Origin of the sequence: Paenibacillus jepli (genome assembly GCF_047238105.1) — a bacterium.
Taxonomy (GTDB): domain Bacteria; phylum Bacillota; class Bacilli; order Paenibacillales; family Paenibacillaceae; genus Paenibacillus_D.
On record NZ_JBDFMD010000002.1, the window covers coordinates 12,594 to 28,400 of the forward strand.

The window sequence follows — 15,807 nt, forward strand, 5'->3', positions numbered from 1 at the left end:
CCTTTATAAAAATACTCTCCATTGGGCTGTAGCCTTCTTTAACCCCACATTTCTTTACTCTTTTACGCGCATGAGTCGTAAGCCATTTAAGGCAACCAAGAGTGTCGCCCCCATATCGGAAAGAATGGCAATCCAGAGCGTTAGCCATCCGGGTATGACCAGAAGCAAGGCAATAAACTTGATGGTGATGGCAAAAGTAATGTTAGCCTTAATGATGTTTAAAGCTTTGCGGCTTAACTTTACCGTGAATGGCAGTTTTCTTAAATCGTCTCCCATCAACGCAACGTCGGCTGTTTCCAAGGCTGTATCTGTACCAGCACCGCCCATGGCTATCCCGACGGTAGAAGCGGCCAATGCAGGAGCATCATTCACGCCGTCACCGACCATGGCCACGTTCCCATACTCGGATCGTAGCTGTTTAATATAGTCTAATTTGTCTTGCGGCATCAGTTCCGCTTGAATATCGGAAACACCAACATGACTACCTATAGCATTTGCCGTACCTTTGTTGTCGCCCGTAAGCATGATGGTTTTGTTAATACCAAGCTGGTGCAGCTTTTGAATCACGTCTTTACTGGATTCGCGAACTTCATCGGCCACTGCGATTACTGCTAGAATTTCTTTTTCCGTACCAAATACCATGGCAGTCTTACCCTGATTTTGAAGCGAGGTGACCTGCTCTTCTAACGTTTGATTAAAAATCGAAGGCGATAACTCTTTAAACAGTTTTGGACTACCGATATAATACGTTACCCCATCGACATTACCTTTGATTCCCTTGCCAGTGATGGAAGAGAAATCATCAACGGATATATAAGAATATTGGACATTTTTCTCTTCGGCCTTTTTCATAATCGCAGAAGCAAGCGGGTGTTGCGAGCGATACTCTAGTGCCGTAATGACCGACAGCAACTCATTTTCATTGCCCTTGTTTTTAAAAACTTCAAAGTCAGTTACGGCCGGAACACCTTTTGTTAATGTACCTGTTTTATCGAAGGCAATCGCCTTTAAAGCTCCGATTTCTTCCAGATAAACTCCGCCTTTAACTAGAACGCCTTTCTTGGCGGCATTTCCAATGGCGGAAACGATAGAAATTGGCGTGGAAATAACCAACGCACATGGACAGCCAACAACAAGAACGGCTAATCCCTGATAAATCCATGCTTCCCAACCGCCATTGAAGAAGAGCGGGGGAACGACAGCAACCAAAGCGGCTACAATCATGATGATCGGCGTATAATACTTCGCAAATTTATCAACAAAAGCTTGGGATGGGGCACGTTCACCTTGTGCTTCTTCCACAAGGTGAATAATTTTAGAAATGGTTGTATCCTCAACGAGTTTCGTTATTTTTACTTCAAGTAATCCTTCCTCATTTAGCGTACCGGCAAATACGTCATCCTTCACCGTTTTTTCTACAGGAACGGATTCGCCTGTAATGGCAGCCTGATTAACAGCGGAATAGCCACTTACGACCACGCCGTCCATGGCAATCTTTTGACCAGGTTTAACAATCATAATATCACCAACGACGATATCATCCACATGGATCATCATTTCTTGTCCATTACGTCGAACAAGTGCCTCTTTTGGTGCGATATCCATTAATGAACGTATCGATTGTCTTGCCCGATCCATGGAGAATCGTTCAAGCGCTTCACTAATCGCGAACAGTATGACGACAAGCGCCACTTCTCCCCATTCACCAATGATGGCTCCACCGATTACAGCTACGGTCATCAGTGTTTTCATGTCAAATTGCAGTCTTAGTAAGTTTTGAAACCCGACCTTAAAGAGTGACAATCCTCCGATTAACATCGACGCTAAAAACAGCAAGATCGTCACAAGGTTCTCTTCTCCATTTACAAAGTAGGAAACATAACCAAATGCGAGCAACAATGTCGCATTCAGTAACGTACTGTGCTTCTTATAAAATGGCTCTTTAATTTCCTTCTTTGCTTCTTGTGCTGCCTCACGAGCGGCTTTCTCCGGAATCACCTTCAAGTTTTCAAAAGCACCGGCTTTCTCCAGCTCTTCAATCGTTGTGCTACCGTAAACGGAAATCTTCGAAGCGCCGAAATTTACTTTCGCATCCTGAACACCAGAAAGCTGTTTGACGTTATGTTCAAATTTTCCTGCGCAATTTGCACAGGTGAAACCTTCAACACGGTATACATGTTGGGGGGCATTATCGATATTTTCCTCAGACATGCTTTTAGACCTCCTGACTATGAGCAATCGCTGTGTTCACCAGTACCTTAATATGATCGTCATCCAGCGAATAAAAAACCAGTTTCCCTTCCTTGCGACTTTTCGCAATGCCTAAATTGCGTAGAAGCCTTAAATGATGGGAGACCGTTGCGGTTGTCGCTTCAATAATGTGAGCAACATCGCAAACACATAATTCTTCTTCTTGTAGAAGGGCATAAGCGATCTTTAACCTCGTTTGGTCAGATAAGGCTTTAAAAAGATCGGCAACAGGAGCCAGCTTTTCTTCTTTCACCAGTGCGGAAACGCGATTGACTTTCACTTCGTCGTAACAAAATATATCGCAGGTATCTTGGTTTTCTTGGATTTTTTCCATGTGATTCACCTCATTCAAATACTTGTTTGATTATTAGTTTATATTCTTTATTAGATGTTGTCAATATTCTAACGAGTGTTTGAATATTTAAACGTAATTTTACTCAAAAGGAATCGTCAAACGTTTTTAGGTCTTATGTTTGGCTGGTTTTTGGACAAGACAGTTCTTGCAAAGCGCAAGAGTGGGAGCGGCAAGGGGCATGGCCACAATGGCAGGGACTCATAGGGAGCGAGGCTCGATGTACCTGAAAAGGCCGGAACGAAGTGGAGGAAGGCGACAGCCTTTACATGGAGAAACCCTATGATAGCCTATTTCGGCAGCCATGACCGATAGCGACCACGGGGTTTCGCTTTGTAAATTAGTTACTGACCAGCTCCGGACGGAAGGGCGTTGGCCACGATTCCAGATGTAAACAACGTCTTGGAACCGGTACCCGAATTTGTAAACAAAAAACGCGCTGCAGCTCGTCGATCGATCCGGATTTTGTAAATAATTTGGGGGCTTCCGGATCTGATCTTGTTTACAGGAGGTTCTATTGTCAGTCGTCCGTTCTGCTTTTATAATGGGAATACATGTTCCCCTTTATGAAGGGAGGGGGTGAGGACAGATGAAAGAAACGAAAGTCACGCCGGGAAGCAACAAAATATTTAAGTCGAGCGGTTTCATCGTGCCCGAGCATAAGGAAGCCATTTTGCGGCAACAAAGGGAAGCCAAGCGACTAAAGAAGCCGATGTTGGATGAACAGCAAGTGGCCGAGATCGAGCAGCTTTTGCAGCACTCCAAGGCCGAAGGGGTAGAGCTAACGCTCCCGTTGTTTAGCGATTTTGAGTATGAGACGGTTTTCGGTATTGTCAAACGGATGGATCGGTACGGTGTGGAGCTGGAAGGCGAGGAAAGGACGTTTCTGCCCTTTGATCGAATCATCGAAGCGTCGTATCGCTAAAAAGCGAATAGCCCTGAAGGGGCTATTTTTGTTTTAACGGGAATCAGGTTTTTTGACCATTTCATTTAGGATGGTTAATATTTTGCGTTGGTGAAAATCGTCCTGCGAATGCAGCAGAGTATCGATTTTACGAATGGTCTCGTTTTCCTTCTGGCACAAGGCCAGCAGATCAAAGACGCCGATATGTAGGGCGTGCGCGATTTTCTCTAATGTCTCGATGGTAACATTTTGCCCGCCGCGCTCGATGGAGCCGATATAGGAAAAGGCGGTATCGGTCAGTTCGGCAAGCTGTTCTTGGGTCATATTACGGCTTTTACGTAGTTCACGAATGGCTTTTCCAATGCGTTGTAAAGTGGTCGTCATGTCTTCAATCGCTCCTTCTTTTTCAGTGTAGTTAATCTAAGAACGATTGAAGAGACTATAATATGATTCATTTTTAATATATAATTGTCGATATATGATTCATAGGAAAGCTGTGGCAAAGAAGGGAGGGAGTGGGTAAGTCCTCGGATCAGTGGCGTAATTCTGTTAATCCGAGAACAGTTCCTTGAGCAAGCGGAAGGCTTTTTGTTGATGGCGCTCGTCTTGTTCGAGCAGCAGCGCGATACTTTTTTGCGTCCAAGGATGGTCTTGCAGCAGATCGGGGCTGTCATGCGAAAAGAGCGTAAAGACGCTGATCTTCAGCTCGTCGCAAATTTTTTCAAGGGTGTGCAGATTGACATTGCGCTCACCGCGCTCAATCCGGCCAATATACGATCCAGTACTGCCTGTCCGCTCGGCAAGATCATCTTGGGTTAAATTTTTCATCGCGCGATAATACCTGATTCGTTCACCTATGATGGCTTTTGTTGATTTTTGTGTCATGCAAAGACCTCCAAACGGGCTATAAGAAAAGTGTAGACAATGGAGGGTAGGGGGTGGAGGCACTTCGATTGCCTGATTTCTATTGTAAATCGGTCTTCTAAGAACAGTAAAATTTCTGTAAGATAGTTAAAGGGACAGGAAAGGAAAGGATTGGGTGCAATGTTGTATCATTGGTTTCTTGAATCTTCATGGTGGATGAAAACCGGATTTATAGTCATTGGGGCGTCCGTGTTCACATTGCTGATCGTGGAGCAAGTGAAACGCAATCGAAGGGAGCAAGAACATGAGGCATGAGAAATGCGAAAGGTATCACGAGTCGCAGAAGCCGGAATGGGTTCGGATTGCGCGGCGTACATTCGATGGCTTTTGACCGGTTGTTTGGTCTCGATCCTCTTGCTCCAGTTCATGATGATATTATTCTTTTCCATCACCTATCTTCCGCGTTTTCTATGAGTGGCTTGCACATCAGAGGGGGTTCATCAAGATAAGCTTCAGCTCTAGTTTATTAGGGTTGGGGCTTTTCTGTTTTCAGACGGGAAAGAGGTTAAACAAGACCCAGATGGGCGAATCAACCGACAAGATTATATGTGCTGGAAAGGATCGGATCGATGAACACAGAAAGTCGCAAATCATTGGCAGCGAAAATCGAAGTGCTTCGGAGGGAAATGGTTGAGTTGGCGAGACAGGAAGGATTACATAGTGCAAACGTGCTGGCGAAGTCGAAAGAGCTGGACGCGTTAATCAATCAATACAACTTCAGTTTGCTGGACAAGTGCTGGATTGAAGGAGGGTGAGCCAGAGGTCGCCGCCTGGCGTGATGCCCGGGCGGCTCGGTCAGCGTTTTTGGAGAGCAAGGTGCCGGGTCTATCCTCTTCGTTCTCGCTCGGCTTTCATTTTCAGCATCGCTTCCGTGGACTGAAGCAGGCGGGGAATGGCGGCTTGTACCATTTTGTGAACTGATCCAAAGCGCTTTCCGGAAAAAGGACAGATGTACTGCGCTTTGACTTCGACTGCGGGCTGCTCCGATCCATTCGGGTAGAGAACGCGGTACATGGCTTCCTGCGCCTGCTCGATGACTTCTTCAGACGGAGGCGGATCCTCGGAAAATCGTAAATACGTTTTCCAGCAAGAGTCCACTTCGTGCTTGGGGTAGTCTGCGAATTGCCGATTATCGGAAGGATGAAGCGTAGTTGCTTGCGTGGCGAGCTGCGGTTTCAAAGCGGCTTTGACAAAGGCGGCGATCGTATCGTATTGCTCAACAATGGCCCATTCGCTTTCCGTTAATGTCAGCGACTTCTTTTTGGTAATGCCTTCGGCGGGACGGCCAATCGCTCTTTTTTCAGACGGAATCATTTCACTTCACCCTCCAACATTTAAGTAACTAAAATTAAACGCCGTAATCACTTCATTTTAATTTAGGTTACTTAAATTGTCGAGATGGGATAATGATTTTCTTCGTACAAATTCGGTAGCGCCCACATGGAGCTGATCGCTCGGTGGGCGTTTTTTTGTTGTCCAAAGCCAGATCAAAAGAAGGAAGGAAGAACGGGCTGATGCTACCGGCTCTAGGACGGCTCTTAAAACGCCGCCCAAGAGCCGGTACGCACCGCTGCGGGAGGACTCCGGTCGATAACCAGAGCGCCTAAGCCGGCGGAGAGCGCCCCGGCATAGGCGCTCTAGGTTCCTGTCCGTCGTTTAACCTCCCGCACGGAGCCTAAGAGCGGTGGGGGCATGTCGAGGAAGGCAGGGCGGCATCATACGGGCTTCGCCTTGCTACGCACGCATCAAGCCACCCTGCAAGGGCAGGCACCATGACTCCGCTGACGCTAAGTCATCGTGCTTGAGAACCCCGGTTGTCGGCACAGTGTGTTTATTCAGCGAGGGTCTCCGTAGTTCAAAATACTCTTTTTTCTGTAAATCGCACGTTGATTAGTAGTATAATGGAACTAGATAGGTATAATTTACAATAGGGAGGAAGTACGTTGCAGGCACCTGATTTAACTGTCGAACAGGTACAAGAGATCTGCCTGGACTTTACTCAAATTGAATATGTGGGTAGAGGTGGCCAGAAAATCGTTTTCTCCGGTATGTCAGAGGGGACACGATACGCCATCAAATTTTTAGATTTGACGAACATTCCATCGCCCCAACAACCGACAGGCGGTCTGCAAGGGGTGGATGTTCAAATTACGGCGTCTCCCTTTGAAGATATCCGAGAGGATGTGTTGGCCAGAGCCAAAAGAGAAATTGATATTATGGATCGATGCGATTCTCCGAATCTCGTAAAGCTAGGCCCGGTTGGTATGACGCTTGTTGAATATGATCAGAAAAAACTGCTGTACTTTACAGAAGAGTTAATTGAGGGGGAAGATCTCCACACCATCATTCGGAGAGAAACGAACATTAGTATTGTAGAGGGTGTTCGCTTGGGACTGGATATCACGGCTGCTATTAAACATCTCTGGGACATTAATATGGTCCATCGTGATGTAAAACCCAGAAATGTCATGCGTCGCCACGGAGGCGATTATGTTTTGCTCGACACGGGACTAGCCTTCGATTTAACCGAGGAATCCTTGACGGCAGCATTTATGACTGTGGGTACCCCTATTTACATGTCCCCAGAACAACTGCGCAATGTTCGGCGAGGAATTGACTTTCGGTCAGACTTGTTTCTCCTTGGCATCGTTATGTATGAAGCGTTAACCGGTCGGCATCCGTTTTTTAATCGTGGCATTAATTCCATGCAGCTGGTGGCCAATATTATATCGAATCAAGTAGAGGCGCCTCGTGCCGTTAGACCGGATATTCCACCGGCTTTAAACAACATCATCATGCGGCTTCTAGCCAAAGAACCCCATATGAGGTTTAAGTCGTGTGATTCCTTGATGCGTCAATTACACCAAGTGAAGGAGGCTCTTTAGTGAAATTATTTGTACAGCAAGGGTACGGAAAAGGAACGAAAATTCATCAAGCATTGGATCATAACAAAGTGGATGGCGTCATTTTAAGCCCACGCGATGATGCAGAAACCAGTCTCCGATCTTTTCGGGATGATTTGCAACAATATCCTCAAGCTGAGATTTTGTTAGATCCCCAGTTTTACTATACGACTTATATGGATGGCACGAGTAAAAACTTAATGAATTACGGCTATTATCCCGGACATTTGACTTTGGCTGCCTTCCGTTCCATTCAAAACATTCAAAAATATGCAGCCGACGCCATTGATTTTCAGGTATCCATGGGAGTGGACTATCTTCTGTCGCCCACCTTGTTGATTAACAGCTTTACCGACAGGCAGACTCAAATTTGCATGAGCTTGGCTGAGGAGTCTAAAAATATCGTGAAGAGTAGGGGGTATCGTACACCGCTGTTTACGTCGTTAATTTTTACCGAGTCGGCCCTTAATGAAACGAGTCAAGTGAATGAATTTTTGAATGAGATTTCGGTTCTTGATACCGAAGGATTCTATATTACGGTGGCCAGAAACAACAAAGAGTATAATCAAAATTTCGATTCCGATCTTTCGCTTGCCAACCTTCTCCACTTTATTTACTCGCTGTCTGAAATCAATGAGTTTAAAGTTGTGGTGGGGTACACGGACATCGTTGGTTTACTCTATCTCGGTGTTGGGGCCTATGGCATTGGCACGGGATGGCACAACAGTTCCCGGAAGTTTACGGTCCAGCAAAGGATCTTACCTTCCACAGGCGGAAGACTGCCCCGTGAACGTTATAATTCCGTTGGATTACTGAATTCTATCCTCGTCTCGGAATTGGACTCCATCGCAGCCAATACACCTGCCCCCGTGTACCAAAGTATTTTATCCGGCACGGTTGACGACCAAATCATTTTGGCCGGTGCCAATCCCTCCGATGCGTGGAGCCGAGCGTTATCTCATCAGCAGCATTGGGCAGCCATTAAAAAGGCGATGAATGATATTTATAAAGGGGCCACGGATATTTCAACGCGTATCACGAACATGGAAACGGCTATTAATGAAGCGATCACGCTGTATTCTCTGCTGGAACGGTACGCCGTTCAGTTAGAGAAGACTTCTAGTGGCGCACATCTGAACAGATGGTCATCAGCAATCCGTCTCTTTAAGGAGAACGCTGGGCTTTGATTCATTAATCGCTCCTAGTGCTTTGCCAACGCCGACCAGGTGGAACGCTTTCTTCCTTGGTCGGTGTTTTCGTGGTTTTAGATGAATATGATATTGCTGGTTCGTCACGGATATTAAGCCAATTCCGTTTATTTTAAAATACTCTATGTTCTCCAACGCTGCTTTAATGTAGCGTTTGGGCATTACAACGGATGAATATTGGGCAAATCCCAAATAATTGATTGCCTGATACAACGCGCGTCTCCAATTGTGCAGCTTGCCTTCGTACGCATGAAAGGTAAACTGGGGAATCACCCCTTCCGGGTGAAGCGTGTAGCGATCGGCTTCGTGTTTTTGAATGAGTCCGGCTTCAACGAGTTCTTTTACATGACGCTTAACCGTTGATTCGGACAATCCGGAGATGGATATAATTTCTCCCAGCGCTCTCTTTTTTTTAGGATAAAGGACGGCTAAGACTTGAGCCGGCCCTAGTCGGCTTATCAAACGTTCTGCACCCTGGGGCAATGCCCCCGCTTTGTTGATATATGCCGCGACAACATCAGCTCTGCCTTGCCAGCAATCCATTTCACGTATTAAAGCCGTGTGCTTTTGGGTTGACGTCTGCACAAGGTACTGCTCAAAAGATTCGATAAGGCTACTCTCTTTTGATTCATGAAGATCCACAATTTCCGTAATTCTCATTGCCACATCAACAGACTCCTTTCTATACGGTATCCTTGCTTTGCGAACTCCCGATTGTATATGATGGTTTACCCTGTTTCATAGTCCGTGATTTAATGGGCGATTGCAAACCCGTATTATATCACATAACGATTGGCCGAGGAAAAATATTTTTAAACCGAGCGATGGACTAAGAAACCTCAAAAAGTGCTCTTATTAATTTACAGTATAAGCCATAAGTGGATGGTTCAAAAGACAGAGGATGCATTTATTTATGTTAATTACGGACACCTGTGTCTTCGCATCGCAAAGTGGAACTCTTTAGGCTCCCCATCCATTAAACAGCCCTTGACGTAACGTTTAAGATCATTTCAGGAAAGCCAAAATCGTGAGCACACTTGACATCTTCCATACGTAAGGTATAATTAAATTAACATACTTGTTAAGTTTACAAATTTGTTTATTTAATCGCTATGTATAATTGCGGGGATTTGGAGGAAAATAATGCTGATATTTGATGATCGTGGCCTATTACCCATCCAAGACTACCCGATGTCATTAGAGGAATTACGTACTTCCTTGCTTGTAACAGGACCCCAAGACGGATCTCCGTGGGATACGAATAAAAGGATGACGTTGGTAAACAACTTGGGAGTATTGGTTAATCAACTCTGGAGAGTCGGAATAACCGAAATTTTTATCGATGGTTCATTTGTTGAAGATAAAGCGAGTCCCGGTGATATTGACGGTTATTTTGTAGCAGACGTCACGACATTACCGGATATTGTGAGGGAGCTTAACTCTATTGATCCCCATAAAATTTGGAGTTGGAAAAATCAAGATCGAATTTATGATCGTAACTCTGCAAAATGGCAGTTACCCATGTGGCATCGTTACAGAGTTGAATTATACCCGCATGTTGGCCAACCATCAGGAATCCTCGATGAATATGGTGTAGAACAGATGTTTCCGGCGGCATTTCGAAAAACACGCGATACATTTGAGCCAAAAGGCATTGTGAAAATTATCAAATAAAGGAGCTGACGAAATGATTAAAAATGAGACAGCTTATCAAAAAGCACAGGACAAGTTGAAACAAGATAAGGCGTTTATTTCGAATGAGAAAAAGCGTTTTGAAGAAATGGGTCTCAATGAGGAGCAAATTAGTATGGCGATTGAACCTTTAATTTCATTTCATGAGCAATTAAAGGAAGAAGTTGAGTACTATGAACGAATAAAAAGGGGTTCATTTAATCCCATTCACAAGTTTACGGATATCGGGAAAAGCCTCATTGCTTATAGAATATATATTAATATGACGCAATCAGAGCTAGCTAAAAAACTGGATGTATCAGAAGCACAGGTTTCCCGAGATGAGCGAAACGAGTATTATGGGGCCACGACTGAAAAAATTGAAAATGTCATGAGTGCGATGGGGATGAAAGCAACGATAAATATTGAAGTTGCTGCGGGATTAGGTGCATAACAGTTAGGAAGGGGAGCAGCTAATGCTCTCCTTCTTTTTATCAATAATAGTCGCGTTGCCAAGCTACAGATTGAATTCAGGAAGCGTTTGGATGGAGGACATTTCTCCGTCTTGACGCTTTTTTATTTTGGCCAATCTTTGAATGGAGGGCAAGAGGGGGGATGGGGTGATGGCACCGCTGCTGCAGGACTCCGGCTAATAACCAGAGCGACTAAGCCGGGAACAAGCGCCCCGGCCAAGGTGCTCTAGGATCCTGTGCCGCGCTTTACACTCCGCACGGAGCTTACGAACTGTAGGGGGCATTGCAAGAAGGCAGGGGGGCATCATGCGCGCTTCGCGGTGCTACGCACCCATCAAGCCTCCCTGCAAGGGCAAGCACGATGACGCCGCTGGCGCTACGTCATCGTGCTTGAGAACCCCGGCTGTCCGCGCAGGGTGATTCGTTTGCGCTGGCCTCGCTGCTGTCGTTTGCCAAGGACCACATCCGAATACCGCAGCAGATAAGGATAAGTACGCGGAAAAATAAAAGCAGCGCCAGGCCAAGGCCTCGCACTGCTTAAAAACTAAACCCACGGTTTAAGGTTATTCTTTTTCTATTACTTGGCCCTGTCCTTGATGAATGATAAATTCTCCGATGACCGTCTCGCCATCAACGTCATAAAGCGGAATCGATTGTTCACCAGCCAAGGCTTTGCTTTCTTGAATAGCTAACGCTTCCTCTGGTGTCTTAGGCAGTTCTTCGTTTAAATCTTCCTTTTTTACATATCCAAGCGTGCCGTCTACACCGTAGGCCCCAATTAAGTCCGGTTCGGCGTCGCGAGAAGGTGCATCCGCGGCTGATCCGTACGTTTGTCCATTTGCATTGACCGGGTAGTTAGGCATGCCATTTAATGCATTTGAACTTTGGTTTGCATTGGCATCACCAAGCGTTATTACGCCTATCGTGACACCAACTACAAAAACAAAACTAATGATCGCTAATCGCAAACCGGAAACGGGAATCCTAAGCAATTTGTTCTTCATTCGGTTCACCTCCTATTCAGTATGGTTCAAATTTGGAGTTATGAATGTGTTATACACATTGTAACCCGTGCCATTAAACGCGGCCGACTCCCCTCTACTGTGGTACGTACCACTGCCACATCCGTCTGAATAAATTTGAGTGGTAGCGTTATAACCTTGAGCTGCAACGTGATTGTATACCATATTGGTGGAGTAGCATAGTTGACTATCTTTATATAATCTTGCCCTTACGCCTATATACCCGGCAGGTGCGTAAGAATTATCTTGTGTGAGTGCTCTTGTCAGGCCTAAAAGGTACGTCCCCGTTTCAACTTGTGCCTGGTTACGGTACGAATATCCATTATGTGGACCATAGTAACCATAGTTGCTATTTGCTATGGCAGCAAAGACCGGAGTCATGCTTGCACCAAAAATGATACCAGCCACTAGTGTTGTAATTAAAGGAACAAGATGCTTTTTTAACATAGTAAGGTAGACCTCCTTTACATATAGTTGTGCGTACTACCTCAGCCCTCCTTCTTTACGTTGGACCACGCTGTACGTTCTATATCAAAAGGGATGTACGTTTATGTAGGTATAAGATGGCTCTCTTTAGTGATCCTTACTTATATAGACATGTTGAAGCAGTCAAAAGTTTCAATAATGTTACAAATAAATCGCATGTTTCCTAATTTAATGGATATCTTCCGCATTTGTGACTTAAAGCCACGGTTTTTATCGTGGCTTTTTTGACGTTGTCTGAAGGAGGAGTCCGGGCTGATGCTACCGGCTCTAGGGCGGCTCATAAAACGCCGCCCAAGAGCCGGTACGCACCGCTGCGGGAGGACTCCGGCCGATAACCAGAGCGCCTAAGCCGGCGAAGAGCGTTCCGGCCAAGGCGCTCTAAGTTCCTGTCCGTCGTTTAACCCCCCGCACGGAGCCTAAGAGCGGTGGGGGCGTATCGAGGAAGGCAGGGCGGCATCATGCGCGCTTCGCCGTGCTACGCACGCATCAAGCCACCCTGCAAGGGCAGGCACCATGACTCCGCTGGCGCTACGTCATCGTGCTTGAGAACCCCGGTTGTCCGCGCAGGGTGATCCTTCGGCGCGGGCCTTGCTGCTATCGTTTGCCAAGGACCACATCCGAATACCGCAGCCGTTATCGTCGCATGGGAGCATAGCGAACCTTGTCCGGCAAGGGTAGGACGATTTTTGGAGAAGAGCGCTCCAAAAATCGCCCTAGCCCTGGCGGGCAGACCCTGGCCTCCCAAGAACCGGCGATGCTCTTAGATCTGCGACGGCTGCGGTATACGGATGTACCCGTTCCTTGACAACTCCATACGCAAGACCAGGACACGCAAGCGTACCCCCTACGCGTCCAACCGGAAAAGAAGTCGCTCCGCGCTGGCTCGACCGGGCAAGCGGTTCCGGATGAGGGGGAGGATCAAAATCGAATCGATTCGATTTGTACCGCCTGAAAGGAGGTGAGGGAGTCATGGGTGAGCGGGAGCTACGCGAACGAATTGAGGCGGTTCGCCTTGAACTGAACCGCTTGGCCGACCAAATGGGCGTCATGGCGGCCGGGGTGCTTGCCAAGTCGAAGCAATTGGACGAGTTGTTGAATCAGTACAAACGGATAAGGGAGCGTGAGGACAAATGAGCAGCCATGTATTTGTTGGGGTTTTCGCATTGGGCCGTGTGGTCGCTACGGCAGGCGTCATGGCGAAGGTGAGCGAGGATGAGCGGATATCCGCGCTGACCCGGCACATTAATGCCGATTGGGGCGAAATATGCGACGAGGACAAGGTAGCCAATGATGGGGCTTTAGCCCATGGTGACGGGCGATTGATGTCGGTTTACCGGACCGTAGGCGGGATGAAATATTGGATCATCACTGAGCACGACCGTAGCGTTACGACACTGTTACTGCCAGAGGAATATTAAAGCCCGGTTGCTTGTCGAGAGCATCCGGGCCGGGGCAAAGAACTTTAGGAGTCGCTTTGCCCCTCCATTTTACCACAAAAGAAGCGGAGGGCAAAAATCATGAGCCAAAAAATTTATGAGATGGTGACGGAGCGAATTGTGCAGTTGCTTGAGAGCGGTGTTATTCCGTGGCGGCGGCCTTGGCGCAGCGGTGCGGCGGTGAGTTGGCAGAGCGGCAAGCCGTACCGGGGCATCAATGCGTTGCTGCTTGACCCCGGCGAGTACGCCACCTACAAGCAGGTCAGCGCGGCGGGGGGGACGGTCAAAAAGGGTGCGAAGGGTGAAATCGTCGTGTTCTGGAAGTGGCTGGAGAAGAAAAATGACGATACGGGCGAGGAAGAGAAAGTGCCGCTGCTGCGCTATTACAAGGTGTTTCGGGTAGACACGCAATGCGAGGGCATCCGTAGCAAGCGCGAGGTTGGGACGCCAAACGACCATGACCCGATTGAGGCCGCCGAGCAGTTAGTAAGCGGCTATGCCGATCGCCCGCCGATTCGTTTCGCGCCGGGCCGCGCCTTTTACCGCCCGGGGGATGACGTGGTTAGCGTGCCGCCGCTGGCGGATTATCCGCAGGCGGAAGCGTATTACTCCACGCTCTTTCACGAATTGGTTCATTCCACCGGGCATGCCCGGCGACTGGAACGGCCGCTCGATCAGATTGCAGCCTTCGGAGACGAGGTTTACAGCCGCGAGGAACTGATTGCCGAAATGGGCGCGGCGATGTTGTGCGGTGTCGCCCGGATTGATAATCAGACGGTGGAAAGTAGCGCCAGTTACATTAACGGCTGGCTGCAGCGCATCAAGGAAGACGACAAGCGGCTGCTTGTGCAGGCAGCGGGCAAGGCGCAGCGGGCTGCGGATTATATACAGGGCAACACGTTTGAATCGCAGGCATAATGCGGCGGGCCGGGGCAGACGCCCCGGCCATCTACCCAACCTTAAAGGAGCTGAACAGCTATGGGATATACCCATTATTGGTATCGTCAGAAGGCAATCGACCGGGCGGTATTTGGTCAGATCAAACGGGATTTTGGAAAGCTGTTGCCTGTGTTGGAGGAACAAGGCGTGTCGCTTGCGGATGGAATGGGCAACGGTAAGCCTGTTCTGACCGCAACAAAAATATGTTTCAACGGGACGAAATCAGAGAGTTACGAAACGTTTGATTTTTCGCAGCTGCTAAGGCTTAGATCTTGGGAGGAGCCAGCAGAAGACGGCACCTACTTTCAGTTTTGCAAGACGGCGGAACGGCCGTATGACCTTGCGGTGACGGCCTTCCTCATTATCGCTAAGCACTACCTGAAACAGCAGCTCACGGTCAGCAGTGACGGCGACGCCGCCGATTGGGCAGCCGCGCGGCAGATCTGTAAAGAACATTTGGGGCTGGATCATGTGGAACTGAATTTCACTCATTACTGAGGCAAGTCGCATCCGCGCCGCTGGCCGTGCTTGTGCCAGCGGCGAACATCTACTATCGAAAGGAGAATGGCCATGACACTGTTCACGTATCCGGAGTTTGTATTTTTTTGCGAAGCGTTTCAACGATTGAACCATTTTGATTTTGACCCCGTGGACATTGTAGCCGAGCTGAAGGAGGATCAGACGCACTATACCTATGAGGGGATGTACCGGGACGAGAGCAATTACAAATCTCATGTGGAATTGACCTATGACGGCGAGGACGTCCGCTGGAATATTGCCATGGGTTGGGAGGACGCCGATGGGGAACTGTGTGCGCTCTATGACGCCATGCTTATTTGAAGGGCGGCGAAGGGAGCGCCAGCCGCGTTCAAGCGCTGCTTTCCGGATCGCGCTATGACGGACTATCCGTCTTGCAAGCGCTCACCAGTGACGAGCGCGGCGCCCATCTGCTAGGGGTTACGGTAAAGCGTGGCGAACGCGTGCAAGGCATTCAGCTCTTGGCTTGCCATGTATCGAGCTGTGAGCTGGAGCTTTTGCGCTTCATGATTCAGTTGGAGCAAGGCGGAGCGGCTGCCAGCGAGTGGATGAGTTATACGCCGGGCGATACGCTTGCCCTGCCGGAGGCGGTCCGCATATGCGGCAATCAGCTTGATGGAGCGTCGAGGCGTTGGTTTTTGCTGTACGTGTCCGATTCGCAGCAGTATGTGCTGCTGCGGCAAGGATTGAACTAGCGATGCG

At 47.9% G+C, this 15,807-nt stretch carries 20 protein-coding genes; 12 read left to right on the forward strand and 8 right to left on the reverse strand.

The window, feature by feature from the left end; translation table 11 throughout:
- Positions 1-54: 54 nt before the first annotated feature.
- Together ABC336_RS31405 and ABC336_RS31410 are read right to left on the reverse strand one after the other, a co-directional pair.
- The gene (locus tag ABC336_RS31405; RefSeq protein WP_413242678.1) at positions 55-2,211 is read right to left on the reverse strand and encodes a heavy metal translocating P-type ATPase; all 2,157 of its coding nucleotides are present in this window, start codon (positions 2,209-2,211) and stop codon (positions 55-57) included.
- A gap of 4 nt (positions 2,212-2,215) precedes the next feature.
- Entirely contained in the window at positions 2,216-2,584 is a 369-nt protein-coding gene (locus ABC336_RS31410; protein ID WP_413242679.1) for an ArsR/SmtB family transcription factor, read from the reverse strand.
- Positions 2,585-3,191: 607 nt separating this feature from the next.
- Here ABC336_RS31410 and ABC336_RS31415 point away from each other — a divergent pair.
- Positions 3,192-3,527, forward strand: coding sequence for a YolD-like family protein (locus tag ABC336_RS31415; RefSeq protein ID WP_413242680.1), 336 nt, complete (start codon positions 3,192-3,194; stop codon positions 3,525-3,527).
- A gap of 33 nt (positions 3,528-3,560) precedes the next feature.
- On the opposite strand, the gene ABC336_RS31420 is transcribed toward ABC336_RS31415, so the two are convergent.
- Entirely contained in the window at positions 3,561-3,890 is a 330-nt protein-coding gene (locus ABC336_RS31420) for a helix-turn-helix domain-containing protein (protein ID WP_413242681.1), read from the reverse strand.
- A gap of 165 nt (positions 3,891-4,055) precedes the next feature.
- Positions 4,056-4,391: a helix-turn-helix domain-containing protein gene (locus ABC336_RS31425; RefSeq protein WP_413242682.1), complete on the reverse strand. Its 336-nt coding sequence runs from the start codon at positions 4,389-4,391 to the stop codon at positions 4,056-4,058.
- A 608-nt stretch (positions 4,392-4,999) separates the two neighbouring features.
- Here ABC336_RS31425 and ABC336_RS31430 point away from each other — a divergent pair.
- Positions 5,000-5,185, forward strand: coding sequence for a Spo0E family sporulation regulatory protein-aspartic acid phosphatase (locus tag ABC336_RS31430; RefSeq protein ID WP_413242683.1), 186 nt, complete (start codon positions 5,000-5,002; stop codon positions 5,183-5,185).
- A 70-nt stretch (positions 5,186-5,255) separates the two neighbouring features.
- Here ABC336_RS31430 and ABC336_RS31435 read toward each other — a convergent pair whose 3' ends face one another.
- Positions 5,256-5,744 (reverse strand): hypothetical protein, encoded by a 489-nt coding sequence (locus ABC336_RS31435; RefSeq protein WP_413242684.1) that lies wholly within the window; start codon positions 5,742-5,744, stop codon positions 5,256-5,258.
- Between the two features lie 629 nt (positions 5,745-6,373).
- Here ABC336_RS31435 and ABC336_RS31440 point away from each other — a divergent pair.
- A complete protein-coding gene (locus tag ABC336_RS31440) occupies positions 6,374-7,315 on the forward strand; it encodes a serine/threonine-protein kinase (protein WP_413242685.1) in 942 nt (313 codons plus the stop codon).
- Positions 7,315-8,520: a hypothetical protein gene (locus ABC336_RS31445; protein ID WP_413242686.1), complete on the forward strand. Its 1,206-nt coding sequence runs from the start codon at positions 7,315-7,317 to the stop codon at positions 8,518-8,520. The genes ABC336_RS31440 and ABC336_RS31445 overlap by 1 nt, the downstream gene beginning before the upstream one ends.
- Here the strand turns inward: ABC336_RS31445 and ABC336_RS31450 are convergent.
- Positions 8,482-9,201 (reverse strand): winged helix-turn-helix transcriptional regulator, encoded by a 720-nt coding sequence (locus tag ABC336_RS31450; protein ID WP_413242763.1) that lies wholly within the window; start codon positions 9,199-9,201, stop codon positions 8,482-8,484. The genes ABC336_RS31445 and ABC336_RS31450 overlap by 39 nt on opposite strands.
- 483 nt (positions 9,202-9,684) lie before the next feature.
- On the opposite strand from ABC336_RS31450, the gene ABC336_RS31455 reads away from it, so the two are divergent.
- Together ABC336_RS31455 and ABC336_RS31460 are read left to right on the forward strand one after the other, a co-directional pair.
- Positions 9,685-10,215 (forward strand): DUF6932 family protein, encoded by a 531-nt coding sequence (locus ABC336_RS31455; RefSeq protein ID WP_413242687.1) that lies wholly within the window; start codon positions 9,685-9,687, stop codon positions 10,213-10,215.
- Positions 10,216-10,228: 13 nt separating this feature from the next.
- A complete protein-coding gene (locus ABC336_RS31460; RefSeq protein ID WP_413242688.1) occupies positions 10,229-10,666 on the forward strand; it encodes a transcriptional regulator in 438 nt (145 codons plus the stop codon).
- A 582-nt stretch (positions 10,667-11,248) separates the two neighbouring features.
- Here the strand turns inward: ABC336_RS31460 and ABC336_RS31465 are convergent.
- Entirely contained in the window at positions 11,249-11,689 is a 441-nt protein-coding gene (locus tag ABC336_RS31465; protein WP_413242689.1) for a peptidase M56 BlaR1, read from the reverse strand.
- 12 nt (positions 11,690-11,701) lie between these two features.
- A complete protein-coding gene (locus tag ABC336_RS31470; RefSeq protein WP_413242690.1) occupies positions 11,702-12,154 on the reverse strand; it encodes a hypothetical protein in 453 nt (150 codons plus the stop codon).
- A 1,008-nt stretch (positions 12,155-13,162) separates the two neighbouring features.
- Between ABC336_RS31470 and ABC336_RS31475 the strand changes: the two genes are divergently transcribed.
- The 6 genes from ABC336_RS31475 (at position 13,163) to ABC336_RS31500 (ending at position 15,800) form a co-directional block, all read left to right on the forward strand.
- A complete protein-coding gene (locus ABC336_RS31475) occupies positions 13,163-13,327 on the forward strand; it encodes a Spo0E family sporulation regulatory protein-aspartic acid phosphatase (RefSeq protein WP_413242691.1) in 165 nt (54 codons plus the stop codon).
- Positions 13,324-13,611: a hypothetical protein gene (locus ABC336_RS31480; protein WP_413242692.1), complete on the forward strand. Its 288-nt coding sequence runs from the start codon at positions 13,324-13,326 to the stop codon at positions 13,609-13,611. Before ABC336_RS31475 ends, ABC336_RS31480 begins: the two co-directional genes overlap by 4 nt.
- 99 nt (positions 13,612-13,710) lie before the next feature.
- The gene (locus tag ABC336_RS31485) at positions 13,711-14,547 is read left to right on the forward strand and encodes an ArdC family protein (protein ID WP_413242693.1); all 837 of its coding nucleotides are present in this window, start codon (positions 13,711-13,713) and stop codon (positions 14,545-14,547) included.
- A gap of 60 nt (positions 14,548-14,607) precedes the next feature.
- Entirely contained in the window at positions 14,608-15,066 is a 459-nt protein-coding gene (locus ABC336_RS31490; RefSeq protein ID WP_413242694.1) for a hypothetical protein, read from the forward strand.
- Between the two features lie 72 nt (positions 15,067-15,138).
- A complete protein-coding gene (locus ABC336_RS31495; protein WP_413242695.1) occupies positions 15,139-15,408 on the forward strand; it encodes a hypothetical protein in 270 nt (89 codons plus the stop codon).
- Entirely contained in the window at positions 15,405-15,800 is a 396-nt protein-coding gene (locus tag ABC336_RS31500) for a hypothetical protein (RefSeq protein ID WP_413242696.1), read from the forward strand. The genes ABC336_RS31495 and ABC336_RS31500 overlap by 4 nt, the downstream gene beginning before the upstream one ends.
- Positions 15,801-15,807 lie beyond the last annotated feature (7 nt).